Source organism: Methylobacterium sp. ap11 (assembly GCF_900110515.1).
Lineage (GTDB): Bacteria > Pseudomonadota > Alphaproteobacteria > Rhizobiales > Beijerinckiaceae > Methylobacterium > Methylobacterium ajmalii.
The window spans coordinates 1-24,743 of sequence record NZ_FOEB01000001.1 but is presented as its reverse complement, the minus strand read 5'-3'; the positions used below and the strand labels follow the sequence as shown (position 1 = coordinate 24,743).

The 24,743-nt window shown below is 73.0% G+C and carries 24 protein-coding genes and 1 pseudogene; 10 read left to right on the top strand and 15 right to left on the bottom strand.

Annotation, left to right across the window (positions count from 1 at the left end; genetic code table 11):
* Nucleotides 1-323: 323 nt before the first annotated feature.
* The 4 genes from BMX97_RS00125 to mazG form a co-directional block, all read right to left on the bottom strand.
* The gene (locus BMX97_RS00125; protein ID WP_091744253.1) at nucleotides 324-1,313 is read right to left on the bottom strand and encodes a catalase family peroxidase; all 990 of its coding nucleotides are present in this window, start codon (nucleotides 1,311-1,313) and stop codon (nucleotides 324-326) included.
* Between the two features lie 92 nt (nucleotides 1,314-1,405).
* The gene (locus BMX97_RS00120) at nucleotides 1,406-1,948 is read right to left on the bottom strand and encodes a GNAT family N-acetyltransferase (RefSeq protein WP_091744251.1); all 543 of its coding nucleotides are present in this window, start codon (nucleotides 1,946-1,948) and stop codon (nucleotides 1,406-1,408) included.
* Between the two features lie 14 nt (nucleotides 1,949-1,962).
* Entirely contained in the window at nucleotides 1,963-2,577 is a 615-nt protein-coding gene (locus BMX97_RS00115; protein WP_091744249.1) for a helix-turn-helix domain-containing protein, read from the bottom strand.
* Between the two features lie 71 nt (nucleotides 2,578-2,648).
* Entirely contained in the window at nucleotides 2,649-3,467 is an 819-nt protein-coding gene (gene mazG, locus BMX97_RS00110; RefSeq protein WP_091744247.1) for a nucleoside triphosphate pyrophosphohydrolase, read from the bottom strand.
* 912 nt (nucleotides 3,468-4,379) lie between these two features.
* On the opposite strand from mazG, the gene BMX97_RS00105 reads away from it, so the two are divergent.
* The 5 genes from BMX97_RS00105 to BMX97_RS00085 all read left to right on the top strand — a co-directional run bounded on the left by BMX97_RS00105 (nucleotide 4,380) and on the right by BMX97_RS00085 (nucleotide 9,032).
* The gene (locus BMX97_RS00105; protein WP_091744245.1) at nucleotides 4,380-5,477 is read left to right on the top strand and encodes a replication protein RepA; all 1,098 of its coding nucleotides are present in this window, start codon (nucleotides 4,380-4,382) and stop codon (nucleotides 5,475-5,477) included.
* 779 nt (nucleotides 5,478-6,256) lie between these two features.
* A complete protein-coding gene (locus BMX97_RS00100) occupies nucleotides 6,257-6,745 on the top strand; it encodes a winged helix-turn-helix domain-containing protein (protein WP_091744243.1) in 489 nt (162 codons plus the stop codon).
* A 144-nt stretch (nucleotides 6,746-6,889) separates the two neighbouring features.
* On the top strand, nucleotides 6,890-7,120 hold the full coding sequence (locus BMX97_RS00095) for a hypothetical protein (protein WP_048429614.1): 231 nt from the start codon (nucleotides 6,890-6,892) through the stop codon (nucleotides 7,118-7,120).
* Nucleotides 7,117-7,947 (top strand): dihydrodipicolinate synthase family protein, encoded by an 831-nt coding sequence (locus BMX97_RS00090; protein WP_143074526.1) that lies wholly within the window; start codon nucleotides 7,117-7,119, stop codon nucleotides 7,945-7,947. The genes BMX97_RS00095 and BMX97_RS00090 overlap by 4 nt, the downstream gene beginning before the upstream one ends.
* A gap of 797 nt (nucleotides 7,948-8,744) precedes the next feature.
* On the top strand, nucleotides 8,745-9,032 hold the full coding sequence (locus BMX97_RS00085; protein WP_143074525.1) for a hypothetical protein: 288 nt from the start codon (nucleotides 8,745-8,747) through the stop codon (nucleotides 9,030-9,032).
* A 61-nt stretch (nucleotides 9,033-9,093) separates the two neighbouring features.
* On the opposite strand, the gene BMX97_RS00080 is transcribed toward BMX97_RS00085, so the two are convergent.
* The 3 genes from BMX97_RS00080 to BMX97_RS00070 all read right to left on the bottom strand — a co-directional run bounded on the left by BMX97_RS00080 (nucleotide 9,094) and on the right by BMX97_RS00070 (nucleotide 12,713).
* Complete coding sequence (locus BMX97_RS00080) at nucleotides 9,094-9,810, bottom strand: hypothetical protein (protein ID WP_091744237.1); 717 nt, start codon at nucleotides 9,808-9,810, stop codon at nucleotides 9,094-9,096.
* Between the two features lie 242 nt (nucleotides 9,811-10,052).
* A complete protein-coding gene (locus tag BMX97_RS00075; RefSeq protein ID WP_210187609.1) occupies nucleotides 10,053-11,357 on the bottom strand; it encodes a solute carrier family 23 protein in 1,305 nt (434 codons plus the stop codon).
* Between the two features lie 96 nt (nucleotides 11,358-11,453).
* On the bottom strand, nucleotides 11,454-12,713 hold the full coding sequence (locus BMX97_RS00070; protein WP_091744235.1) for an OmpP1/FadL family transporter: 1,260 nt from the start codon (nucleotides 12,711-12,713) through the stop codon (nucleotides 11,454-11,456).
* A gap of 488 nt (nucleotides 12,714-13,201) precedes the next feature.
* Between BMX97_RS00070 and BMX97_RS00065 the strand changes: the two genes are divergently transcribed.
* Entirely contained in the window at nucleotides 13,202-13,930 is a 729-nt protein-coding gene (locus tag BMX97_RS00065; protein WP_177202069.1) for a substrate-binding domain-containing protein, read from the top strand.
* Nucleotides 13,931-13,968: 38 nt separating this feature from the next.
* Here BMX97_RS00065 and BMX97_RS00060 read toward each other — a convergent pair whose 3' ends face one another.
* Both BMX97_RS00060 and BMX97_RS00055 read right to left on the bottom strand, forming a co-directional pair.
* The gene (locus tag BMX97_RS00060; protein WP_091744230.1) at nucleotides 13,969-14,463 is read right to left on the bottom strand and encodes a hypothetical protein; all 495 of its coding nucleotides are present in this window, start codon (nucleotides 14,461-14,463) and stop codon (nucleotides 13,969-13,971) included.
* Nucleotides 14,464-14,598: 135 nt separating this feature from the next.
* Nucleotides 14,599-15,318, bottom strand: a complete 720-nt coding sequence (locus BMX97_RS00055) for an ArsR/SmtB family transcription factor (RefSeq protein ID WP_091744228.1) — start codon at nucleotides 15,316-15,318, stop codon at nucleotides 14,599-14,601.
* A 134-nt stretch (nucleotides 15,319-15,452) separates the two neighbouring features.
* On the opposite strand from BMX97_RS00055, the gene BMX97_RS00050 reads away from it, so the two are divergent.
* Entirely contained in the window at nucleotides 15,453-15,716 is a 264-nt protein-coding gene (locus BMX97_RS00050) for a YjiS-like domain-containing protein (protein ID WP_091744226.1), read from the top strand.
* A 297-nt stretch (nucleotides 15,717-16,013) separates the two neighbouring features.
* Entirely contained in the window at nucleotides 16,014-16,769 is a 756-nt protein-coding gene (locus BMX97_RS00045; protein WP_091744225.1) for a cell wall hydrolase, read from the top strand.
* Between the two features lie 3 nt (nucleotides 16,770-16,772).
* On the opposite strand, the gene BMX97_RS00040 is transcribed toward BMX97_RS00045, so the two are convergent.
* Both BMX97_RS00040 and BMX97_RS00035 read right to left on the bottom strand, forming a co-directional pair.
* On the bottom strand, nucleotides 16,773-17,558 hold the full coding sequence (locus tag BMX97_RS00040) for an ABC transporter permease (RefSeq protein WP_091744223.1): 786 nt from the start codon (nucleotides 17,556-17,558) through the stop codon (nucleotides 16,773-16,775).
* Nucleotides 17,559-17,582: 24 nt separating this feature from the next.
* A complete protein-coding gene (locus BMX97_RS00035) occupies nucleotides 17,583-18,188 on the bottom strand; it encodes an ABC transporter ATP-binding protein (RefSeq protein ID WP_091744220.1) in 606 nt (201 codons plus the stop codon).
* Nucleotides 18,189-18,289: 101 nt separating this feature from the next.
* Here BMX97_RS00035 and BMX97_RS00030 point away from each other — a divergent pair, with 101 nt between their 5' ends.
* Nucleotides 18,290-19,750: an MFS transporter gene (locus tag BMX97_RS00030; RefSeq protein WP_348273103.1), complete on the top strand. Its 1,461-nt coding sequence runs from the start codon at nucleotides 18,290-18,292 to the stop codon at nucleotides 19,748-19,750.
* A 333-nt stretch (nucleotides 19,751-20,083) separates the two neighbouring features.
* Here BMX97_RS00030 and BMX97_RS00025 read toward each other — a convergent pair whose 3' ends face one another.
* Nucleotides 20,084-20,671, bottom strand: coding sequence for a hypothetical protein (locus BMX97_RS00025; protein WP_091744218.1), 588 nt, complete (start codon nucleotides 20,669-20,671; stop codon nucleotides 20,084-20,086).
* A gap of 297 nt (nucleotides 20,672-20,968) precedes the next feature.
* Here BMX97_RS00025 and BMX97_RS00020 point away from each other — a divergent pair, with 297 nt between their 5' ends.
* Nucleotides 20,969-21,880 carry a manganese catalase family protein gene (locus tag BMX97_RS00020; protein ID WP_091744216.1) on the top strand — a complete coding sequence of 304 codons (912 nt, stop codon included), beginning with the start codon at nucleotides 20,969-20,971 and terminating at the stop codon, nucleotides 21,878-21,880.
* Between the two features lie 19 nt (nucleotides 21,881-21,899).
* Here BMX97_RS00020 and BMX97_RS00015 read toward each other — a convergent pair whose 3' ends face one another.
* The 3 genes and pseudogenes from BMX97_RS00015 to BMX97_RS32630 all read right to left on the bottom strand — a co-directional run.
* Nucleotides 21,900-23,261, bottom strand: a complete 1,362-nt coding sequence (locus tag BMX97_RS00015; protein ID WP_091744214.1) for a leucine-rich repeat-containing protein kinase family protein — start codon at nucleotides 23,259-23,261, stop codon at nucleotides 21,900-21,902.
* 144 nt (nucleotides 23,262-23,405) lie between these two features.
* Nucleotides 23,406-23,666 (bottom strand): hypothetical protein, encoded by a 261-nt coding sequence (locus tag BMX97_RS00010; protein ID WP_244538196.1) that lies wholly within the window; start codon nucleotides 23,664-23,666, stop codon nucleotides 23,406-23,408.
* A 575-nt stretch (nucleotides 23,667-24,241) separates the two neighbouring features.
* Nucleotides 24,242-24,743 (bottom strand): annotated as a pseudogene (locus BMX97_RS32630) (alkaline phosphatase); the annotation flags it as partial.

Sequence of the window (24,743 nt, the reverse complement as noted above, 5' to 3'; positions counted from 1 at the left end):
CTAACACCTCAGGATGAGGCAGAGGGTAGGATAAATCATAGTTATTTTAATTTTTTAAAATTCAAAACCGCTCAAACAATATCTCAGGATGAGATTATGAATTGGAAGATGACGATACAGATGATCCGTCGCTTCAAAAATCAAACAGGATCTCGCATAGACTTAAAATCCGACGACCACCCCATTGCGATCGAACTGGAAACCGAAGACCTGCTCCCACTACTCCATCCCGGAGAGGTTTTACGTCAGGAGTTCAGGGTACCGCGAGGCGGCATAGAGGCGCGCGGCGCCGGCTTGAGGGGCCGCGCCGCGCGTCAAAAACCTCACTGCGAGCGGCGCCCGAACGAGATCGCGTAGGCCTGGACCCGGGCGTCGATCAGCGGGTCGTCCGAGACTTCCACGCCGTCCGGCAGGTTGTTGGGCATGAACAGCAGCGCCTTCTCGGCGGTCTCGCTGTCGGGCACCGCCTTGGTCAGGGTGAGCGTGCCGAGATCGACGAAGCGGCGGTCCTCCGGCCAGGCCACGGTCGCGTCCTTGGTCGAGTCCCCGGGTTGGGCGATCTGTGCCTCGACCCGGAAGGCCACCGGGGCCTTGGCGAGGCGGGCCGGCATCTCCTCGACGAGGTAGTTCGGGCCCTTGGCCTTGGCGTCGTCGGCGCTCAGGATCTCCTCGCCGGCCACCGGCACGATGCGGTAGCGGAAGGGGGTGCGCTTGCCGGCGGCGTCGACCAGGATGAAGGCGTTGACGCCGTTATAGACCTGGCGGCCGAAGCTCGACGGGGTCTTGGCGGTGGCGAGCGCCTTCGGGGCGTTGGGGTGGGCGGCCATGAACTGCTCGACCGGGGTCGGCTTGGCGGTACCGGGGCCGCTCTTGGTGATCGCCACCAGGAGGTCGCGGAACTCCTCGCCGGTGGCGACCGGGAAGGTCTTCAGCGAGTTGGTGACGACGTCCATCTCGGAGCCGTCGGCGGGCTTGAACTTGATCGACAGGCCGTGCGGGTTGGCCTCGGGCGCGCCGTCGGGGATCTGCGGCAGGCCGGTCGCGTCGGAGAAGCGCACGGTCACCGGTACGGCGGCACCGGAGAAGACGCCGGCCTTGCTCAGGGTCCTGGCCTCCGCCGACGGGGTGAAGCTGCCCTCCACCACCACGCCCTTGGCGTGGTTCGAGCGCTTGCCGGGATGATCGCCAAAAATCTTGGTCATGGCCGCGATGGTCTGCTCGGCCGTGGAGGCGTCCTGCGCCGAGGCGGCCGGGACGGCGGCGAGCAGCAGGGCGGCGCCGAGGAGCGTACGCCGGATCGGGGAACGGGTCATGATCGGTCATCCCTTCGCGGGGCCGATTCGGCCCGGCGCGACATGACCCGAGTATTCGATTGCGCGCAAGCGATCGGCGTATCAAAAATTCGTCAGGCTCCAGACCGGGGTGCGCTACCCGGAAGCCGCTTGTGCATGAAGGTGCAGGGCTCCGGCACGCCGTCGGGCGAGCAGGCGTAGTCCGGCACCACGCCGGTCACGGCGTAGCCGAGCGAGCGGTAGAGCGCCTCGCCGGCATCGTGCGAGCGGGTGTCGAGGACCAGGAGCGAGCGCCCTTCCGCCCGGGCCACCGCCTCGGCCTCGTTCATCAGCGCCCGGCCGAGGCCGCGGCGGCGCGCCCGGGGGTGGACCAGCACCTTGGTGATCTCGGCCCGGTGCCGGCCGTTCGGCGGGCCGGCGAGGCCGACCTGGGCGCTGGCGACGACGCCCGTGCCGTCCCGCGCGACCAGCAGCCGGCGGGCGCCGCTGCGCAATGCCGGCAGCCCGTCGCGCCAGAATCCTTCCGCCTCGGACAGGGTGAAGGGGAGGACGAAGCCGATGCTGGCCCCGTCGAGGACGCAGGCATGGAGGAGGGCGGCGAGGTCGGGCAGGGCGGCCTCGGCCGCGTCGGCCGACAGGGTCTCGATGCGGGGCATGGTCTCGAATCCTCTCACGGCCGGCCGATCGCGATCAGGTAGCGGGCCTCGTCCGGGCCCGGGCTGGTGAAGCGGGAGGCACCGGCGAGGCGGTAGCGCAGGCAATCGCCGGGCAGGAGGGCATGGACGATTCCGTCGAGGGCGAGGTCGAGCCGGCCCGCCAGCATCCAGAGGTGATGCTCGAGCCCGCCGACCGGCGGGGCCGCGTAGGCGATGCTGGCGCCGGCCGGCAGGGTGCCGTGGACGAGCTCGACGGAAAAATCCCGGGCCGGGGGCGAGACGCCGCGGCGGCGAAACCCCGTCTCGGGATCGACCCAGACCGCCTGCGCGGCGTGGCGCACGACCTCCGCCGGGTCGGCCTCGACCTCGGCGAGCAGCCGCGACATCGGCCGGCCGTAGACGGTGCAGAGCCGGCCGAGCAGCGAGGCGGTCGGGCTGGTCTCGGCCCGCTCCAGCCGCGACAGGGTGGGGCGGCTGATGCCGCTCGCGGCCGCGAGGGCGTCGAGGGACAGGCCGTGCTCCTGGCGCAGGGCGGCGAGCCGGGCGGCCAGCCGCCGGTCGATCGCCGCGGCTTCGTCGGACGCGGCGCGCGGGTCGGGCACGGGTTCGAGCGGGAGATCGTCTCTCATGAATGAGAGATTTTCTCACATCCGATCGACGGTCAAGCCCGATCGCCCGACGGTACTTTCATGGAGAGGGCTCAGCGCTCCCGCCGCTTCACCGCGACCCAGGCCTCCTCCATCGTCGCGAGGCCGGCTTGCGTCAGGGGGCGGCCGTCCTTCGTCACCTCCGCCTCCATGGCGGCGAAGCGGCGCTGGAATTTCAGGTTGGCCCGCCGCAGCGCCTCCTCCGGATCGATTCCGGCATGGCGGGCGAGGTTGGCGACCGAGAACAGGAGGTCGCCGATCTCCTCGGCCACCGCCTCCGGGCCCTCGCCGGCCAGCGCCTGCACGACCTCGTCGGTCTCCTCGCGCACCTTCGCGACGACCTCGGCGGCGTCCGGCCAGTCGAAGCCGACGGACGCCGCCTTGGCCGAGATCTTTTCCGCCCGGGCGAGGGCGGGCAGCGCCAGGGGCACGCCGTCGAGGGTGCCCGCCGGGGCGGGCGGGCGCCCGGTGGCGGCGGCGCGGGCCGCCTTGGCGCGCCGCTCCTCGGCCTTGATCGCCGCCCATTGCGCGTTCACCGCCGCCGGGTCGAGGTCCTTCGAGTCGCCGAAGATGTGGGGGTGGCGGCGCACCATCTTGTCGGCGATGGCGGTGGCGACGTCGTCGAAGCCGAAGGCGCCGGCCTCCTCGGCGATCCGGGCCTGGAAGACGACCTGAAACAGGAGGTCGCCGAGCTCGTCGCGCAGCTCCTCCGGATCGCCCGTCTCCACCGCCTCGGCGACCTCGTAGGCCTCCTCGATCGTGTAGGGGACGATGCTGGCATGGGTCTGCGCCAGGTCCCACGGGCAGCCGCCTTGCGGGTCGCGCAAGCGCGCCATGATCCCGAGAAGCCGCGCGATCGGGGTGGTGCTCATGGTCGCTCAGCCATCCGTCCGCGCCGCCCCGGGCGGCGCCTCGCCCCGCTCATAGGCGCCGGCAGGCCCCCGGGGAAGCGCCCGGTGGGGGAGGGCAGGGCCCTGTCAAACCTCGCTTATTCCTTAAATTCCTACTGTTGTGCAGATTGTATCCGATCGGCGCCGAAGGCGCCTCCGATCGTTCTTCAAAACGAACCCTGTCTCGGGCCTATAGGTGACTTATCAGTCATGGATTCTCAGAGAGTCAGTTATGTGGATTATATGGAGGAGCGAATTTCCTCACCGTGACAAGGGTTTGTGGGGTGGTTGCGCATACGGGTCTGCGTGGATCGGCATCGGACTCTGCGTGGAGCCGCATTGGATTCTGCGGGGATTCCGGGGGTTCGCGCATCGGATTCTGCGTGCCCGCGCATCGGATTCGGCGTCGGGCCCCGGCCAAGTCCCCGGAATCCGGCCGGTTTCGATTGGCGCCCGCGTATCGAACTCTGCGCGGCCGGGAGATCCGGGATCCGACCCCGTATCGAACTCTGCGCCGCCCCTCCACCGGTGCCCCACCGGGATCCGCCCACCCCGCCCACAGGCTTGCCCGCCGGCCCGGCCACCGCCGATCCCCAGGGCGGTGCACAGGACGATGCACAGGGCCTTCAACAGCCGGGCCACAGGGCCGCGGGGGCGGGGAGGGGCGAGGACCGCCGGGGCCCTGCGCCCGAGCCTCCCCGGCCCCTCCACGGCCGCTTCGGCGGGCCGGTGCCGGATTCGGCGCGGGATAACGGGGACGACTCGCGGGAATCTTGGGATAACCCGTCCCGGGCCACGGAATCCCGGGAGCCGAATCGTGCATGACGGTTTGGACCACGGGCCGGCGAGGACGGCCGCGGAACCCGAAGCGGGCGTCAGGCAAGACCGGCAGGCATGAGCATCGAGGCCAAGATCGCGGCGATCCACGACGAGGACCTGCTGGCCGAGCTGGAAGCGGCCCGGGGCGGGTTCCTGTACGCGGTCATCGTCGAGCACATCGCCCACCGCCAGGCCCTGCGCGACGCCGAGCGGGCGGAGGCCGGCCGCCGGCAGGAGACCCGCGCCGCCATGGGGCGCGACCAGCGCCGCCGCGACGCGGTGCGCCTGGTGATCGAGGCCGAGCCGGTGACGCCGGACACGATCCAGCACATCCATTCCGTGCTGGCGCTCTGCGGCCTGCCCTACCGCGACCCCGGCGACGAGCGGGAATTCTTTCGCGAATACGGCCGCAACACGCTGAGCCTCCTGGCCGGCCGGCTGAAGAACCCGACGACCGGCCAGATGGAATTGCAGGGGCTGCCCTACGGCCCCAAGGCTCGGCTGGTGCTCCTGCACCTGTGCACCGAGGCGGTGCGCCAGCGCAGCCCGACGGTCGAGGTCGCCGACAGCCTGTCGGGCTTCATGCGCGAGATGGGATTCGCCGTCACCGGCGGCGAGCGCGGCACGATCCGGCAGTTCAAGGAGCAGCTGCATCGGCTCGCCGCCTGCACGATGCAGATCGGCCTGTGGGACGGGCAGTCGCGCTCCTCGACCCTCACCATGCCGCCCTTCCGCCAGCTCGACCTCTGGCGCGCCGACGGGCAGGACGGGATCGCCTGGTCGAAGACGGTGCAGTTCCACCAGGACTTCTACGACAACCTGGTCCAGCACGCCCTGCCGGTCGACATCCGGGCCGCCCGGGCCTTCTCGGGCTCGGCGCGCAAGCTCGACCTGCTGTTCTGGGTCGGCTACCGCCTGCGCAGCCTGCAGCGGCCCCTGCGCCTGACCTGGGACACGGTGCACAAGCAGTTCGGCGCCGACAACGCCTCCCTGCGCAGCTTCCGCCAGGCGTTCAAGGCCGACGTGGCCCACGTCAAGGAAGTGTTTCCGAAGCTCCCGCTCAGCCTCGACGAGGCCGGCCTGCAGCTGATGCCGACCGATCCGGGCCTGCTCCTGGTGCCCCCCAAGGCCGCCCGCCGCAAGGCCGCGGCCGCCGGGGCAGGGGCCGCCTGAGGGACCGTCGCTCGCCGCCGGGCCGGTGAGGACGCCGCGAACAAGGGACATGGCCGTGCGGCTCCGGTGGCCGCCTCGCCCGCGCCGCTCTCCGCCGCGATGCTCGGCACCCGCGCGGTGAGCCGGGCCGGAATACCGGCTGCTCGCCGGCAGGGACGGGTGGTGCCCTCGAGGCGCCTGCGGCGCAAGCTCGGGGGGGTGGAGACGCGCCGCGGCCAGGCTCCTCGCGGGACGGGTCGGGCTTGGGGCCGCCCGATAATACGCGCTTCGGCCTTGTGGCGTGGCTCCGCTGGCTGATCGCGGCGCCCGCTCCGGGACCGGCGCCTGCCCGAAGGCGCCTCTCTGGCCCGGGACGTGTCCGTCCCGGACGACCTCGCCTGTCCCGGGGCGGAGGGCAGGGCGATGGAGGTTATCGGCACCCTGCTCGACAACGCCCGCACACGGCCCCGCCGCCGCGTCGCGGCGGCGGGGCCGGGCGGTTCCCCTCTCGTACAACCCCGCGTCGCGGCGTGCCGGCCGAGATTTCCGGATGGCGGAGCGAGAGGTAATGGCTCGTATGGAATGTTTCGAATTCATTCTAAACCGATCCACCGGTCCGAGGCGTGGAACCGGGCGCGGAGGCCCGAGCCGAGGGAACACGGGAGATGTCCCGCGCGGCAGAATTCCCTGGGGAGGGGACGGACCGACAGGCTTGCCGAGCTGTGGAATATTCCTATCCTATCTATTCCCGGCGGGTCTCGTGGCCGTTGCTGGATAATGGAATATTCCAAGAGGCGCCCATGTTCCTGTCGGAAGCGGAGACGGAGGCCCGGCTGGACGACCTGCGGCGCCAGCGCGCCGCCCTCGACCGGGCGATCGCCGAGCACGAGCTCTACCTCGATCTCGGCCGCCGGCTCGCCCGGCCGGGCATCGCCGATCCCGTCCCTGCCCCCGTTCCGGTCGCGCAGCCGCGCCCGGGGCCCGCACCGGCAGCGTCCGCGCCGGTCGCGCCCATGAATCCTACCGCGCAGCCGACCGTGGAATCCCCCGCCGCCGGCAGCGCGGCCCGCCGCGAGGGGCGCCGGCTGATCGAGGCGGCGGAGGAGATCCTGTCCGCCGCCGGCCGGCCGATGCACGCCGCCGAGATCTGGGAGCGGCTCGCCGCCCGCGGCCTGACCCTGCCGGGTCACGATCCGGTGGCGGCGCTCAACACCCGGCTGTGGAAGCGCGCACAGGGCGGCGCGGTCTTCCGCCGGCTCGGCGACGGGGTCTACGGCCTGGCTCCCTGAGGCCCCGCCAGAACCGGTCCCGCTTCGGCCGGATCCCCACGGGATCCTTATGCGGCGCCCGCGCCGTCCGCCTCGAATCCCTACGGGGCGAGGGACACCTTGAGGCCGCGGCCCCAGGACGGCCGCGCGAACCCGATCCCGTCGATGCCCCGATCCCTGGACGTTTCCGCCCCGGCCCCGGTCCCGGCCCGTCTCCCGCTCGATTTCCTCGTCGGCCAGAGTGCCGAGGGCCACTGGCTCGCCGTCGAGACCCACGGCCTGTGCGGCGGTATCTTCCGCACCCGCCGGGACGCGCTGACCTACGCCGCCGCCGAGACCGGCCGCCGGCCCGACGCGGTGCGCCTCGCCAGCGCCCCCCTGGCCCTCGTCCCGTGAGGCGTCCGCGCCCGCCTTCGAGCCTGCCCTGCCGCCTCGGTGGTGCGCTCACCGCCCTCGTCACGCCGTTCGCGGCCGGCGGGACCCGGCTCGACGAGCGGGCGCTGGGCGACCTCGTCGCCCGGCAGGTGGCGCAGGGCAGCGAGGGCGTGGTGGTCGCCGGCCTCACCGGCGAGGGGCCGACCCTGACCGAGCCGGAGCGCGTCCGGGTGCTGCGGATCGCCCTCGAGGCCGCGGCGGGGCGGGTGCCTGTGATCGCCGCCACCGGCAGCAACTGCACCCGCACGAGCGTCGCCCGCACCCGGGACGCCGCCGCGACCCTGGCGGTCACGCCCTACTACAACCGCCCGACCCAGGACGGGCTCTACTGGCACTACGCGGCGATCGTCACGGCGGTCGGCCTGCCGCTCCTGGTCCAGACCGTGCCGGCCCGGACCGGGATCGACCTCGCGCCCGCGACCCTCGCGCGGCTCGCCGCCCTGCCGCGGGTGCGGGGGATCCTGGATTCCACCGGCGACCTCGCCCGGCTCGCGACGATCGGGCGGGCCGCCCCGGACCTCCTGCTCCTGTCGAGCGACGACGCCACCGCCGCCGCCTTCACCATGCTGGGCGGGCAGGGCTTCCATTTTCCAGGTATTTGGCCTCGTCAGCCTCGGGCTTGCGCGTCCTGCACGAAGGCGGCCCGCGCCTTCGCGTCGGGCGCGCGGTCCTGCGCGCGGCACCATTCCAGGAAGGCCTCCGGCTCGATCCGCACCCGCCGGACCTCGACGCCGCTGCGCGCCACCTCGCGCTCGACCTGCGTCGCCGACATCAGCCAGGTCGCGTAGCTCCCGGGCAGGCCGGAATCCGCCACCGCCTCCAGGATCAGGGGATAGTCGCCCGGCTCGTACCAGGCGATGCCGACGCTGCGCGGACGATCCATCGCTCGGTTCCTCGACCCCAGGCATCCCGCGCCACCGCGGCCCGGCGGCGGACAGTGTCGCCGGCCTGTCGTCACCGCAACAAAAAAAGGCCGCCCTTGCGAGGCGGCCCGAAGTCTAGGGAGGAAACGCCCAAAGAGGGCTGCACCGCCGCGACGCCATCGCGGCGGTACGGCCCCCTTCTCTCATGGTGCGGCGCACAACACAATCGACCGCATTGCACAACGGCCATGCTCGCGGCGCATGACGCAAGGGAAGAAAGGACGGGCCGGTCCGGGCTCCCGGGGGGGCGGCAAACCGCCCCGCGCCCCCGAACGTCCTTGCCCCCCGGCGGCGACCTGCTAGACGACTCGTCTCCCTCGTGGACGTACCCTGTGGCGCTCCGGCTCCGCCGACAGGCTGGACCGTGAGGGGGCTCGCGACGACGAGTTGGCGGTGGACCAGTTCTCCCCGCCAGCCTGTGAGGCTCAGTGGGCCGGGTGGTCGCGGGAGGGTCGGCGCAGCGGGGAACAGGAACCGCGTCGCCGGCTGATGGCCCACACATTCGCCCCGGAGCGGCGGGCGTTCCGGCGGGCCGGGCCCCCGCACGGCCGGGCCGCCGGCGGGGTAGCGCGCCGCCGCGCAAGTTCAAGAATTCCGCAAACCGCCACGCTTCGCTAACCATGCGCCGGATTTCGCACGGGAGCCTTCGCATGGGAATCCGCATGGAAGCGCGCGTGAGCACGGCGGCGGGAGCCTACCGGATCCTGGCCCCGGCCTCTCGCCGGACGGACCGGTCCTGCGAGGGGCGCCGCGGCGGCGCGCGCGACGAGCCGCGGCCCGGCCAGGGGGCCCCGGCCCCCGGCGGGACGCGCCAGGGGCCGAAACGGGAGGCGGCCGAGATCTGGTCGCAGCAGGACCGCCGCGGCCTGACCGCACGCGAGCTGATCCGCCTGGCCCAGGCGGTGCGGCTGCGATCCCCGGCGCCGCGGGACCCGTCGGCGGATCGGTGACCCGGGCGGGTCCCGATCGCGGGCCGGCCTTACCCGCGCGGCGCGCCGGCAGGGGAGTTCGTCAGGCCGTCCGGGAGGCCGGCCGCGCGGCGGCCTCCCGGGTCTCGGTGCCCGCAGCGTCCCCGCCCACCATCGCGTCGGCGAGGGCGACGCTCCGCGACCGCAGAGTGCCGGCCTCGAGCGTCATCGTGCCCGAGACGTCCTGCAGCTTCACCAGCCGCACCGTGTAGCGGCCATAGGCGGCATTCCGGCCGTCGTCGTCCTTGGCCGCCTTCACCTCCGCCTGGAGGGCCTCGAGGACCTTCTGCATCGCCTGCATCCCGTGGAGCGCGGCGACGTCCTTGAACTCCCTGGCGAGGTCCGGGTCGTCCTTGAACAGCGTCTCGATGGCCTTCCGGGAGGGGCCGTCGGTCGTGATGGCGCCGCTGCCGTCGTGCTTGAACGTGATCGGGCCGTCGGTCGTGATGTTCGCCTGGGCCATCGCCCCGCTGATCCTGTCCGCCAGGGCCTTGGTGCGCTCCCGCACGAGGTCGTCGAGCGAGGTCGCGCGGGACACGCCCGGGCCGCCGGATTCGGCGAGCCGCGCCTGCGCGGCGGCGCTGAGCACGACGATTGCGGCGGCCCCGAGCCCGGTCGACGGCGTCTTGCCCGCCTCCGCGCCCGGCTTCGCCGCCCCCGCCGCCTGCGGTGCGGGGACGGCGCCGCCGGAGACCGAGTTCTTCGAGGGCGCGATGGACGCCGCCTGCGCCGTCCACGGGGTCGCTGCTGTCGTCACCACGGTCCCGAACTCCCGCCGGATGCCACGCGGCGACCATGCCAGAATGACGTTGCGACAGAATTAAGTGTCCGGATGAAAAGTGTGCGGATAACCGGTCGGCGGCGAATGTCGAGGGCGCCGGGATGGCGGCGTCATCCTGGCGGTTGCATCGATCAGGCGCTGACGTTACTCGGAAGAGTCTCGGACGGTCCGGCGACGCGGGGTCCGCCCGCGCCGCCGGCGGTCTCCGGGAAGGCCGGCCGTCAGGCGGGCTCGTCGCGCAGCAGGTGGTAGAGCAGGATCGCCGCCGCGGTGGCGGTGCCGATGCCGCCGAGGGTGAAGCTGCCGAGGCGCACCGTGAAGTCGCCGGCGCCGAGCACCAGGGCGGTGCCGACGGTGAGCAGGATCCGGGTGCGCGAGAAATCGACCCGGTTCTCGACGAAGATCCGCCCGGCCGCCGCGGTGATCAGCCCGAACACCACCACCGACAGGCCGCCGATCACCGGGCCGGGGATCACCAGGATCGCCGCGCCGAACTTCGGCGACAGCCCGAACAGGATCGCCACCACGCCGGCCAGCGCGAAGACCAGGGTCGAGTAGATCCGGGTCACCGCCATCACGCCCATGTTCTCGGCATAGGTGGTCACGCCGGTGCCGCCGAAGAACCCCGACAGCATCGTGGCGAGGCCGTCGCCGAAAAAGGCCCGGCCGAGCCAGGGGTCGAGGTCGCGCCCGGTCATCGCGCCGATCGCCTTCACGTGGCCGAGATTCTCCGCGACCAGCACCAGGGCGACGGGGGCGATGAGCCAGATCGCCGAGGGCTCGAAGACCGGCGTCGTGAAGTGCGGCCAGCCGAACCACGGCGCGTCGGCGATCCGCCCGAGATCGAGGGGTTTCGCCAGCCCCAAGCCGTTGGCGAGCACCCCGTAGAGCAGCGTGGCAGCCACCGCCCCGATGAGGAGCGGCAGGCGCCGCGCCGCGCCCGGCAGGTAGGCGGCGGACAGGCCCACCGCCAGGATCGTGAACAGCCCGATCCCGGTGTCGAGGCCGGAGCCCGAGATGCCCTTCACCCCGATCGGCGCGAGGTTGAGCCCGATCGCCGCGACGATCGCGCCGGTCACCGCCGGCGGCATCAGCCGGCCGATCCAGGCGTCGCCCGCCCGCATCACCGCGATCCCGATCACCGCGTAGACCGCGCCCGCCGCCACGATGCCCCCCAGCGCCACCGGCAGGTTGGGGTTGGGGCCGCTGCCGGAATAGCCGGTGGCGGCCACCACCACGGCGATGAAGGCGAAGCTGGAGCCGAGGTAGCTCGGCACCCGGCCGCCGACCACGACGAAGAACAGCAGCGTCGCGATGCCGGAAAACAGGATCGCCAGGTTGGGGTCGAACCCCATCAGCAGCGGGGCGAGCGCGGTGGAGCCGAACATCGCCACGACGTGCTGGAGCGCCAGCACCACCGCCTGGCCCCCCGGCGGGCGCTCGTCCGGCAGCACCACCGGCCCCCGGGCGAGCCGCCAGCGCGGAAAGCCCCGCGCGTCCTCCCGCTCCCGCATCTGCGGTTCCATGCTGTCTCCCCCCTGATCGTGTTGTCCGGTGAGGGCCTTAGAGCATTTTACGCGCGAGGGCAGGCGCAGTTCGCCGCCGGCTCTGCGCCGACGGCGCTACAGCTTCCAGCCGACCGAGACGCCGAGGGTGGTCTCGGCGAGCGCGATGTCGGCCTCGCCGCCGCCGTAGGAGACCGGGATCGAGCCCCGGCCCTTCGCGGTGTTGCGGGGCGCGTGCATCACGAACCCGGTGATCTCGGTCCCGGAGGCCGTGGTCCAGGTCGCGCCGGCGGTGACGTGGTGGGTCACCACGCCGGGGGCCAGCAGGTTGAGGAGGGTCTGCGAGGGGCGGACCGGGTTCTGCGCATAGCCGTAGCCCGCCCGCAGGGTCAGGCTCGGGCTCGCGGCGTAGCGCAGCCCGAGCTTCACCACGGAGATGTCGCGCCAGCCGAAGCCGGGGCCGTCCGCGGCGCCGAAGGGCCGGCCGGCGAGCAGGGGTGCCAGCGGCGTCCCGATCGAGCGGACGCTCGCATAGGCGATGCGCTTGACGTCGACCGCGACGGTCAGCGCCTCGCTCGCCCGCACCGCCAGGCCGGCGCCCCAGGAGGCCGGCACGTCGAAGCCGCCGCGCTCGGCGAACAATCCCCCGTAGCGGTGGAAGCCGGTCGCCAGGACCTCCGACTGGTAGAACGCCCCCAGGCTGACGGGGCCGAACCGCCCGAGATAGCCGACCCGCACGCCCGCGCCCGTCGACCAGCCGGTGCCCCGGTCGGTGAACCGGGCGGGATCGGCGGAGGCGACCGCGAAGGGCTGCAGCCCCGCCGCCTTGAAGCTCTGGAGGAGCCCGAGCGGCGAGACGCCGAGGCTTTGGCCGGGGGCGACCTCCACGGCGAGCGTCGGCGCGACGAAGACCTGCTTGAGGTCGACCCCGGCATGGCCCGTCGCGCCGACGGCCGCGAAGGGGTTTTGCTTGTAGACCGTGTTCATGCCGCCGTTGCCGTAGACGGCGAGCCCGAGAGCGAGCCCGCCCGGCAGCGGGCGCACGATGCCGAATTCCGGCATGACGAAGGGATTGAGGCCGTTGCCGCTGGAGCGCCCGTCCAGCCCCGCGCCGTTGCCGGAGATCGCCGCGGAGCGGTCCGGCACGAAGACGTCGGCGCCGATGTCGAAGCGGTGGCCCAGGGCCGTGGCCGCCGCCGGGTTGGCGCCGATCGACAGGGAATCCTGCGGATCGGCGATCGCGGCGCCGGCCTGGCCCTTGGCCTTGGCGCCGAGCCCGTTCTGGAAGTAGCCGTCCGTCGCGTGGGCGGCGGTAGCGAGCGGCAGGGAGGGCAACAGGGAGGCCAGCACGGCCAGAGGCAGCGACGGTTTCGTCATGACTTCGTCAACGCCCCGACAGGATCGTGCACGGCCGGCCTCTCGTGGCCGGACCGGATCGTCGATGATGTGTTTGGTGGAGAAAGACTAGTCCTGACCGTTCGTTACGGCAACGCTTCATCATGAAACGCTTTGCTTTATTTCGGCGGATTTCGGCGCAGATGTCCTGTCGCGTTGCGATTCGGCAGAATGAACGGGCCGAAGCGGCGTCGATGTCTTGCGGCCGAGCTTGATTCCGCCGCGTCATGGGCACGGGCACGGGCACGGTCCCGCGCCGGGCAGGGCGGGCCGCAGGCCTGCGGATCCGCGCTCCCTCGTCCGCCGTCCCCTTGCTCCCCGTCCCCCTGGCGGGCGTGACCCGGTGCGGGATCTGTTGCAGTCTCGATCTCCCGCCGTCCTGGGCGGAGCGAGCCTCCCTCCGCACCCGGGATCGTCGCGGGCAGCCGGTGCACGGGCAGCAGGTGCAAGGGCAGCAGGTGGATGACGGTATGACCCCTCCGGACGACACCCCGACCGACTTCACCGTCATGATCTCGGGCGGCTTCGCGCTCGCCTACGAGGCGGCGCTGCCGGATTTCACCCGGGAGACCGGGCTCGCGGTCCGGACGCTGTCCGGCGCCTCGCAGGGGCAGGGGCCGCGGACCATCCGCCACCAGCTCGCCCATGGCGCCTCCGTCGACGTGGTGATCCTCTCGAACGAGGGGCTGCACGAGCTGACGCAGGAGGGCCGGATCCTCGCCGGGTCGGCGGTCGAACTCGCCACCGCGCCGCTCGCCGCCGCGGTGCGGGCGGGGGCGCCGCATCCGGCGATCGACACGGTCGCGGCGCTGACCCGTACCCTGGCACAGGCCCGCCGCGTCGTGATGCCGGGCAGCACGAGCGGCCTGTTCATCCGCGACACGGTGTTCCCGCGCCTCGGCGTCGCCGACACGGTGCGGGTGACGATGTTGGCGCGCGGCACCGAGTCGGCGGCCGCCCTGGCGGCGGGCGAGGCCGACCTCGCCCTGGGGCCGGTCAGCGAACTCGTCGGCGTGCCGGGCATCACGGTGGTCGGGCCGCTGCCCGACGCGGTCCAGCTCGTCCAGACCTTCACCGCGGCGATCGTCGCGGGCTCGGGCGCCGTCGGATCGGCCCGGCGGCTGATCGCCCACCTCGCCTCGGACCGGGCCGCGGCGGCGATCCGGCGGACCGGGATGGAACCGGTCGCCGGGCGCTGAAGGGAGGACCGCGCCGGGGCGCGGCCCTCCGACCCTCGTCAGGCGAGGGCCGCACCCCCGTTGAGCGCCGCGCCCCATTTGGCGGCGTCCGGCGCCTTCTCCTTGTAGATCGCCCCGGAGGCGTCGACGTGCAGCTCGGTCCAGGCGCCGTCGTCCCGGCGGGCCAGCACCTCGACGTGCTTGGGCTTCGGCCTGGGCTCGCCCGTCGGCGTCCACCCGGCCGCCGTCACGGCGGCGAGGGCGGCGGCGGGATCGACCGGGGCGTCCGACCGGGACTTGCCGGGGTGGTTCGGCTTCTTGTGGTGGATCTCGACCGGGTCGCGGCCCGGCGTGGCGATCCGCGCGACCTTGATCTCGGAGGGGCGGCGCTCGCCCTCCAGGGTCACCGCCAGGCCGGCCGCGAGGGGGAAGGCCTCCGCGCCCTTGGGCCCGAGATCGGCGAGGTGGACCGCGCCGTCCGCCTCCAGGGTGAAGCGGTGCGCGAAGACGTGCTGGATCGTGCCCGAAAGGGCGGTGGTGTCGTGGTGCGGCATGATCTTCTCCGAAGAGCGCCCAACCGCAGGCGCGACCGGGAGGTGGGGGCGGGCGGGATCGTCCGCAAGGTCGTCCGCAAGGTCGTCCGGGCATCGATCGGCCGTCGGCTCTGCCGCGAGGGAGACCGGCCGCGGTCAGGCCTCCCGGCAGGCGCAGGCGAAGATCTCCGCCCCGAAGGCTTGCGCCAGGGCGAGGCGCCCGCCCGGGGTGACGGCGACGGCCCGGCTGCCGGCGCTCCGGCGCAGCCAGCCCCGGTCGAGGCCGGTCGCCAGCAGGGCCGCCCCGAGGGTGCCGGCGAGGTGGGGCCGGCGCTCGCTCCAGTCGAGGCAGGGGCGGCAGAAGACCCGCCGGCGGTGGCCCCGGGCGGCCCCGTCGAGATCGACCCCGAGCCCGCGCAGGAACACCTCGCCCTGCGGCGTGAGCGCGCCGCCGTCGGCCCCGAGCTCGACCGCGCCGCGGGCGACGAGGGCATCCGTCATCGCGACGGCGAGCCGCCCGGCGAGGTGGTCGTAGCAGGTGCGGGCCTCGCGCAACGCCGCGTCCCGGGGGCCGGTCGGCCGCGGTGGGATGGCGGCCGGGACCGCCGCCACCGCCATCACGCCCTCGAGCATCCGGGCCACCGCCGGGGCGGCGAGGCGGTGGTAGCGGTGGCGGCCCTGGCGCTCGACCGCCAGCAGCCCGGCCTCGACCAGCTGCGCGAGGTGGCCGCTCGCGGTCTGGGGCGTGACGTTCGCCGCGCGGGCGAGCTCGGCCGCGGTCAGCGCGCGCCCGTCCATCAGCACCGCCAGCATCCCGGCGCGGGTCGGGTCGCCGACGAGGGCGGCGGTGCGGGCGAGGGCGGCGATGGTCACCATGGGGTCTCCTCGGGTCGGCGCCGCGGCGGGCCTCCCTTGTAGCGCGGGCGAGCGCCGGACGCTTCGGCCGGCGCCGAAGCAGCGCGGCCGGCGGACCGGCGACACCGGGCCGACGCAACCGCCGGACCCCGCCGATGCCGCTCCCGATCCTGCCGCAACTGATTCGCCGCCTCCTCGCCGCGCTCGGCCCCGGACGCCCCGGCGGAGGCCCGCCCGGGGAGGGCGCGCTCGCGCGACACCTGCGGCAGCGCCGCGACCGCGCCAGGTTGGACGGTCTCGACGACAGGTTGCTGCGCGACGTCGGCCTGCGCCGGGAGGGCACGCGCGCCGGCATCGACTTCGTTCCCCTGTCCTCGGCCGATCCGCGGGCCTCCCCGCGGCGCGGCGCATCGTCGTGAGAACGGCCGGAGCCGGCATGACGCGGATGCGTTGCGGTTTCGCTGCACCGCAACGCCACCTTCGACTGGCCATGATCGGGCCGTGATCCTGCCGTGGTCCCGGACGCAGCTCGCGGAAGCTTCGTGCGCCCCCCGGCGGTGTTTCCCCGTTGCATCACGTCGCCACGATCTTGCTGCCGAGCGTGGCAATTGGTTTACGAAGTGTATCCGTGCCCCGACCTCGCCACATTCCGCCTAAAGCTAGGCTTTGAGCGCGGCCGTTCCGGTCCGCTCGGCCGATGCACGAGAGGGGCCTGCATGACCCGGAACCGGACTTTCCCCATCACCGCCGCCCTCGCGGCGCTCGCCGCGGCACCGCATCTCGGCGGCTGCAGCCTGGTCCCCCACGGGGTCGAGACGACGGGAAGCCTTCCGGACCGCAAGCAGCTCGCCGCCGTCACGCCCGCCGACCGGGACTGCCTCGCCCGGGCGATGTACTTCGAGTCCAACCGCTCGAGCGAGGAGGGCCTGCTCGCGGTCGGCACCGTGGTGATGAACCGGCTCGAGGCCCCGGCCTACCCGAACTCGATCTGCGGCGTCGTCGGCCAGAAGCGCCAGTTCGCCACCGGCGTGCTGCACAAGCCGATGCGCGACCGCGAGCGCGAGAAGGCCCAGCAGGTCGCCGACGCGATCCTGGCCGGCGAGCGCCACGAGAAGGTCGGCGGCGCGATGTTCTTCCACACCGCCGGCTACACCTTCTCCTACCGCAACATGCACTACGTGGCGCTGGCCGGCGGCAACGCCTTCTACGAGAAGCGCCCGTGGTACGACCGCGAGGGCGCGACGCCGCGCCAGTCCCTCGCCCGCGTCCAGCTCGCCCAGGCCTCGCAGGGACAAGTCTCCCAAGGACAGGTCTCCCAGGACCGGCTCTCGTCGGCCGGCGGCGCCCGCTGGACCGCGCAGGCGACCCGCAGCGCCGTCCGCGCCGGGCAGCAGACCCCGCTCGCCGAGCTCGGCCCGGCCCGCAACGTCTGCCGCGTCGCGGCCGCCGAGACCGGCCGCAGCCCGGGCTGACCGTCAGGCCAGCCGGTCGAGCCGCAGGCGGTGCCGGGCATCGGTGAGCCGGCGCGCCGCCGCCAGGACCGCGCCCGTCACCCCGAGGCCGCTCGCCCCCGCCAGCAGGAACAGGATCAGGATCTGTGACGCCGCGGCGCCCTGCGGGTCCTGCCCGGCGAGGATCTGGCCCGTCATCATCCCCGGCAGCGTGATCAGCCCCGCCGCCGCCATCTGGTTGAGCACCGGGATCAACCCGGCCCGGATCGCGCCGCGGACGAGCGGCGCCAGGGCCTCGTCCCGGGTGGCGCCGAGCGCGAGCCGCGCCTCGATCCCCGCCCGCTCCCGCCGCACCGCCCCGGTGAGGCCGTTGAGCCCGATCGCGATCCCGCTCATCACCGAGCCCAGCACGATGCCGGCGAGCGGGATCAGGGCATGCGGGTCCCACCACGGATGCGGGCGCAACGCCGCCAGCCCGACCGCGACGGCGAGTGCCGTCGCCCCGGCCGAGACCAGGCCGCCGAGCGCGTACGCCCAGGGCCCCCGCAGCGGCCGGTCCTGCCGGGCGCCGATCTCGTAGGCGGCGGCGAGTGCCATCACGGCCACCACCCCGACCACCGGACCCGGCGCGCCGAGGCCGAACACCGTGCGCAAGGCCAGCCCGACCAGGGCGAGCTGCGCCACCAGCCGCCCGGCCGCCACCAGCATCGTGCGGGCGAGCCCGAGGCCGAGGGCCGCCGACAGGCCGGCATTGAGGAGGACGAAGCCCGCCCCGAGGGCGAGGTCGAGGGGGCCGGGCGAGGAGATCACGACGAAGGGATCATGCGGGCCGGATCATGCGGGGCGCCCGCCCGCCACCGCGAGCCGGCAGGTGGCCAGGCGCGCCACTTGGGCGGGGTCGTGCGAGACGAGGACGACGATCAGCCCGGCGGCGCGGCGCGCCGCGATCACCGCCTCGGCGCCCCGCGCGCTGTCGGGATCGAGGGAGGCGGTCGGCTCGTCGAGGAGCAGCACCCGCGGTCCGCCGGCGAGCGCCCGCAGCAGGGCGAGGCGCTGGCGCTCGCCGGTGGAGAGCCGCGCCACCGGCCAGCCGAAGACGTCCGGCGGCAGCCGCAACACCTCCCGCTCGGGGGCGAGGCGGGAGGCCGCGTCGGCGGAAAAGTGCTCGGCGACGGTGTCGGCCCACCAGCCGGCTTCCGCGGCGAGGTAGGTCACCTGCCGGCGCCAGAGCGGCGCCGGCATCGCGTCCCGGTCGGCCCCGTCGAGGCTGACCCGGCCCTCGGACGGGTCGAGGTCGGCGATCATGCGCAGCAGCACGCTCTTGCCCGCCCCCGACGGTCCCGTCACGGCGCAGGCCTCGCCCGGCGCGAGGGCGAGGTCGAAGGGACCGAAGCGGCCTCCCGGCGGACGGTCTCGGCGGAGGGACTGGATGCGGAGCATGGCGGCACCGGATTGTCCGCCCGGTGTGGGACGGGCGCACGCGGAACGCAACGGCCGCGCTACGGTTCTCTCTCCCACGGATGAGCGCGGGAGGATGCCACGTGACGGCAGGAGCAGGAACGGCGCGGGTCGCCGGATCGGGCGTGGTGCGCACCGACGTGCCGGCGCGGATGGACCGGCTGCCCTGGAGCCGCTTCCACCTGATCCTGGTGATCGCGCTCGGCGTCACCTGGGTGCTCGACGGGCTCGAGGTCACCATCGTCGGGGCGATCGGCCCGGTGCTGCAGGACAAGCGGGCGCTGGGCTTCACCCTCCAGGAGATCGGCGCCTCGGCGTCGTTCTACGTCGTCGGCGCGGTGGTCGGCGCCCTGGTGTTCGGCTGGCTCACCGACCGGTTCGGCCGCCGCCTCGTGTTCTACGCCACCCTACTGATCTATGTCGGCGGCGTCATCGCCAGCGCGCTGGCCTGGGATTTCTGGAGCTTCGCGCTCTTCCGCCTCGTCACCGGGCTCGGCATCGGCGGCGAGTACGCGGCGATCAACTCGGCCATCGACGAGCTGATCCCGGCCAAGTACCGCGGCCGGGTCGACCTCATCGTCAACGGCAGCTTCTGGCTCGGTGCCGCCGCGGGCGCGGGCGCCGCGCTCCTCCTCCTCGACCCCAACCTCCTCGACCCGGATTTCGGCTGGCGCCTCGGCTTCGGCATCGGCGGCGTGCTCGGCCTCGGCATCCTGTTCCTGCGCCGCCACGTCCCCGAGAGCCCGCGCTGGCTCGTCACCCACGGCCGCGAGGAGGAGGCCGAGCGTACGGTGGCGGAGATCGAGCGCCGCATCGAGGCCGAGACCGGGCAGAAGCTCCCGAAGGCCGAGGGCATCCTGGAGGTGCACCCCAAGACGAGCTTCGGCTTCGGCGAGATCTTCGCCTCGATGGTGCACAAGCACCGCGGCCGCAGCATCCTCGCCCTGGTGCTGATGGTGGCTCAGGCCTTCCTGTTCAACGCGGTGTTCTTCACCTACGGGCTGGTGCTCGCGAAGTTCTACGGCGTGCCGGAGAACAAGGCCGGCATCTTCCTGGTGCCGCTCGCCATCGGCAACTTCCTGGGGCCGCTGCTGCTCGGCCACTTCTTCGACACGATCGGCCGGCGCCGGATGATCGCCGGCACCTTCGCGGTGAGCGGTCTCCTGCTGCTCGCCACCGCGGTCGCGTTCGGCCTCGACCTGTTCACCGCCTGGACCCAGACCTTCGCCTGGATCGCGATCTTCTTCGTCGCCTCCGCGGCGGCGAGCTCGGCCTATCTCACGGCGAGCGAGATCTTTCCGCTCGAGACCCGGGCGCTCGCCATTGCGGTGTTCTACGCGCTCGGCACGGGTGCGGGCGGCGTGATGGCCCCCTGGCTGTTCACCCGCCTGATCGAGTCGGGCCAGCACTGGGCGCTCGCCGGCGGCTATGTCGGGGCCGCCGCGCTCCTGGTGATCGCCGCCGTGACGGAGTGGCGGCTCGGGGTCGACGCCGAGGGCAAGTCCCTGGAGAGCATCGCCGATCCGCTGTCGAAGGCGGGGTGAGGGGATGAGGGACGCGGCGGTCCGCCGTCCGCGTCCCCGCCGCGCGGGGCCGGGGCCCGTTTGACGGAAATCGGAGACTGTTGTTCCGCTCTCTAGTCATCCTGAGAGCCGGATGAGGAAAATTTTCGAAATCGTAATCGAGATGCTGCGAGCTTCCTGTCCTCTCATGCCATCTTGAGATGTCAGCCGATCTTCGATCGACCGACGACTCAGGACGAGGGGGAAGGGCGGGATATCTCGATCTCACCGCCGGCATTCGCTCGTCGGACCCGCTCGCACAGGCTCCGAGGCGATGAGCGGGGTAAAAATTTCCTGTCTTGGTCGGGCGGGCTCTCAATGCAGGGCCGGCCGCTCCGCCTCTGCCGGCGGCACCACCGTGTCGAGCAGGGCGGCGCGGATGCGGGCGAGGCGCAGCTCCGCCGCCTCGCGGGCTGCCTCGGCGGCGGTGGTGGCGCGCTGGGCCTCGGCCAGGCGTGCCTCCAGGCGGCGCATCGCGGCCCGCTCGGCCGACAGCCGGGCCTCCGCCGCCCCGACCCGGGCCTCCGCCTCGGCGGCCGCGTTCCGCCACTCGGCGGCGTCGTTTCGTGCCTCGGCAACCGCCGCGTCGGCCTCGGCGGCGATCCTGTCGGCCTCGGTCGCAGCCGCCTGCGCGGCCAGGGCGGCCTGTTGCGCCGCGGCGGCGACATCCTTGGCCGCAGCGGCGGCGTCCCGGGCCCCGGCGGCGTCATCCCGGGCCTCGGCGGCCTCGGTCGCGGCGGCCTGAAGCGCGTCCTCGACCCGCACGAGCAGGGCGCCGACCTCGCGGCCGAGCCGGTCGGCCCGGGCCTCGGCGGCGGTGGCGCGGGCGGTCGAGGCGCGCACCTGCTCGGTCGCGCGCCGCAGCAGGGCCAGGATGGTGCCGGTGTCGATCGGGGTGGCCATGGGATCCGGGAGTCGGTCGGCGATTCTCCAAGGGGGGCCTGCCGGCGCATCGCGGTCAAGGATTATCGCACCGCTCGACCGCTCGCCTCCGCATTCGTCCGCGCCCTGCGGCGCGGGCGCGTCACCCCGCTCCGTCCGGCCCGCCCGCCTCCCCCTGCGACCGATGCGCCAGGGGAGTATCTGGCAGGGAACCCAACCATCCGTCGATCGATGCTCCCGGGGACTATCCGCGATGGATGCGGGGAGTATGCCCACCAGGCTCCGGGGGAGACCCCGGCGAGACGAGGTGCCGTGCCCATGTTCATGAGGATCGACCGCCTGCAGGCCGAGCTGCCGCAGCCCAAGAGGCCCGACCCGAACGCCGCGGCCGCCCTGCAGGAGCTGCTCGGCGGCAAGTACGGCGAGATGTCGACGCTCGGCAACTACATGTTCCAGAGCTTCAATTTCCGCGACAAGTCGAAGCTGCGGCCGTTCTACAGCCTGGTCTCGAGCATCTTCGCCGAGGAGCTCGGCCACGTCGAGCTGGTCTCGACCGGCGTGGCGATGCTCAACAACGGCCCCGGCGACCCGACGCCGGACGTCGACGTGTCGAAGGCACCCTTCCACGACATGCAGGACATCCGGCTCGCCGGCAGCTTCCTCAGCAACGGCGGCGGCGCGATGCCGATGAACTCGAACGCCGCGTCGTGGAACATGGACATGGTCACCACGACCGGGAACATCATCATCGATCTCTTGCACAACTTCCACCTGGAATGCGGCGCGCGGCTGCACAAGCTGCGGGTCTACGAGACCCTGACCGACCAGACCGGGCGCGAGGTCTGCGGCTACCTGCTGGTGCGCGGCTCGGTCCATGCCCACGCCTACGCGCTGGCGCTGAAGAAGCTGACCGGGGTGGCGATCGAGCAGATGCTGCCGACCCCCAACATCAACCTCGACCGCATCCCGGAATGCCAGAAATACCTGCAGGAGGGCAGCCACCGCCGGCTCTACACCTTCTCGCAGGACTATCCCGAGGCGGCCGGGGTGTGGTCGAACGACGAGGTGGCCCTGCCGGGCGACCCGCCGGGGAACCTCGAGGTGGTCGACGGCGCGCCCGAGGGCGGCAAGATCCCGGAACTCGACGGCAATTACGGCGCCTTCGCGCCGAACTACAAGCCGGAGGAGATCTTCGAGATCGCCAGCAAGCTCTACAAGAAGAGCCGCTGACGAACCGGGACGGGGCCGGTCAGCCCGGCCCCGGGCCCGCGATGATCGCATCGAGGGCGTCCCGCACCTCCGCCATGGCCGGGCGCGCCGCCGGGTCGGGCCCGGTGCAGGCCGCCACCAGCCCGGCGAGGGCGGGGCCGGCGAGGGGCGCGTGGCGGCCGAGCTCGTCGAGCAGCAGCCCGAAGGCCCTCACGTCGAGCCGCTGCAGGACGGCACCCTCCCGGCCCGGCGGCAGGGCGGAGGCCGCGCCGAGGTCGCTCAGCACCGCGGCGCCGTCGCGCCCGTCCCACAGCACGTTGTGGGCGTAGAGATCGCCGTGGCCGAAGCCGGCCGCATGCAGGTGGGCGGCGCCCGCCGCCACCCCGCGGGCGAGGCGCAGGGCGCTTCCCCGGGTCAGGCGCAGGTCCGGATCGTAGACGTCGCGGCTGCAGCTCTCGAGGCTCGGCGGTCCGGCGAGCACCCGCCAGCCCTGCGGCAGGAGCGGCATCAACAGCCCCTGGCGGCCGTCCGGATGGTCGGCGAGGCGCCCGAGGCCGCCGGTCAGGTGCGGGTGGGCCCCCGCCGCCAGGCAGGCCGCCATCTCGCGCTCGGGCAGGCCGTCGCTGGTCATCGCGTCCTTGAACAGCTTGAGGGCGACCGGGCGTGCCGTGCCCGCAGCCCCCGGCCGCCACGCCGCCCGCATCACCCGGCCCGAGGCGCCCTCGCCCAGCAGCGGGCCGACGGACAGGTCGTTCCAAGCGACCGTCTCCACCGCGACCGTCTCCGCCGCGGCCGGCGCCGGCGCGGCGCGGTCCTCGAACGGATTGCCGGCCCAGGACAGCCAGGCGAGGCGGGGCAGGGCGGCGACGCAGCCGGGCAGGGCCGCAAAGCCGTTGGCGGCGATGCGCAGCAGCTCGAGGTTCTCCGCGCCGCCCAAGGAATCCGGCAGGGCGTCGAGGCGGTTGCCCGCCAGCATCAGCTTCTGCAGGCGCGGCCGCTCGCCGAGCGCGCGGGGCAGCGCCGCGATGCGGTTGTCGGTGAGGGTGAGCCAGCGCAGGGCCGGCGGCAGCGATTCGGCCGGCACCTCGACGAGGCCGGTGGCGCGAAAGCCGACCTGGCTCAGGGCCGGGCAGTCGCCGAGCACCGGCGGCAGGCGGGCGAAGCGGTTGCCGGAGCAGAAAAGCACCCGCAGGCGGCGCATCCGGCCGAACTCCGCGGGCAGGTCGGTCAGGGCGTGCCCGCCGAGGTCGAGGAGCTCGAGGCTGTCGGCAAGCCCGAGGATCTCGGGCGGCATCTCGGTCAGCCGCCCATCCGGCCCGCCGGGGAGCCGCAACTCCCGGATCCCGGCAAGCTCGCCCCGGCGCAGGGCGTCGAGGCGCGCGGGGGTCGTGCCCGCGCTCATGCGCGCCGGGTCCGGCTCGACCGGATCTCTTCCGACCAAATGTCTCTCGGCATCGTCGTCTCCCGGCGTCACGTGGCCGCCCGGGGGCGGTGGTCGCCGGGAAACGCCCCCGGATCAAGAGGCCGGCCAGGAGGACGTCGGAGCTCAGTACGGGTAGCCGTAGTAGTACGGCGGCGGCGCCCGGTAGCCGTAGCCCGCCGGCGGCCGGCCGTAGGTGCGCAGGTAGGGGTCGTAGCGCGGCTGCCGGTAGTTGCCGTTGTTGATTCCGGCCGAGCGGTCGTTGCCGTTCAGAGCGGCGTAGGGCGACAGGCCGCTACCGGAATCGCTGTTGCGGGCGAGGGCCGCGCCCGCCGTCCCGAGGACGAGGACGGCCGCGACCGTGGTTCGGATCGTGAGGGCGCGCATGGAAAGCCTCCTGACGGTGACGAGGGCACGCTATGACGCCAAACGGCCGGCGGTCCGCCGGCGTTCCGGCCCACGCGGCGCGGCCTTTCGGCGCCCGCGACCGTCGGCGGGCCGTTCGGCGCCCGGCTCCTCCTCCGCGCTGCATCGAAACGTCGAGCTCGAACCCGCCGGCTTCGGTCCAGGCCAGGCCCGCAACCGTTCCCGGGGACGGAAAAAGCCCGCACGGCGGATGCTGCGCGGGCCTTTCTCATCCGGCGGCGTCCGACGCGCTAGAGCGCTCCACGATCGCGTTGCAATCGCGAAGCTCTCTAAGTATTTGTTTTGTCGCATTTTCTCCGACGAACCGGTTTCCACTTCGTCGGAAAATGCTCTAGAGCAGCGCCCGATCGCTTTGCAACCGGGCGCTGCTCCAAGCAGATTTCGCCGAAGTAGTTATCGGTTCGGCGCCGAAAATCTGCGACCAGACGAGAACCTGAGCGGGCGAAGCGTTGGCCTGCCAACGCAAGTCCGCTTAGGCCATTGGTTTTGCAGCATTTTCTATCGACGAACCGATGCCCGCCTCGTCGAAAAATGTTCTAGCCGATGTTGCCGAAGCCGAAGGTGGTGTCGCCCGGGGCCGCGCGGCCCTCGAGCGCGCCGTATTGCAGGTAGTGCAGCATCGGGTCGACCTTCGCCCGCGCCACGTCGCCGTTGGCCGCCAGGTAGGCCGTGGTGTCGAACCCCTTCGACGGGTCGCGCCCCTCCTTCCAGCCGTAGAGGTCGTAGTGCAGCAGCGGGTCGACGCCCGCCGCCTTCACGTCGCCATAGGCGTTGAGGTAGCCCTTGGTGTCGAACACCGCGTCGGGGTTGCGCCCCTCCTTCCAGCCGTAGAGCTGGTAGTGGTCGTAGGCGAAGGCGAACGGGTCGCGGCCCGAACTCGTCGCCGCCCGCGCCACGTCGAGGTTCGACAGCAGGTAGTACTCGGCGTCGAAGCCCGGATGCGCCCCGAGGTCGGCGGCCTTGCCGATGGCGGCGTAGATCTCGCGGCCCTCGCCCTGGCCGTAGAGGAGGTAGTGCGCGAGCGGGTCGACGCCGGCC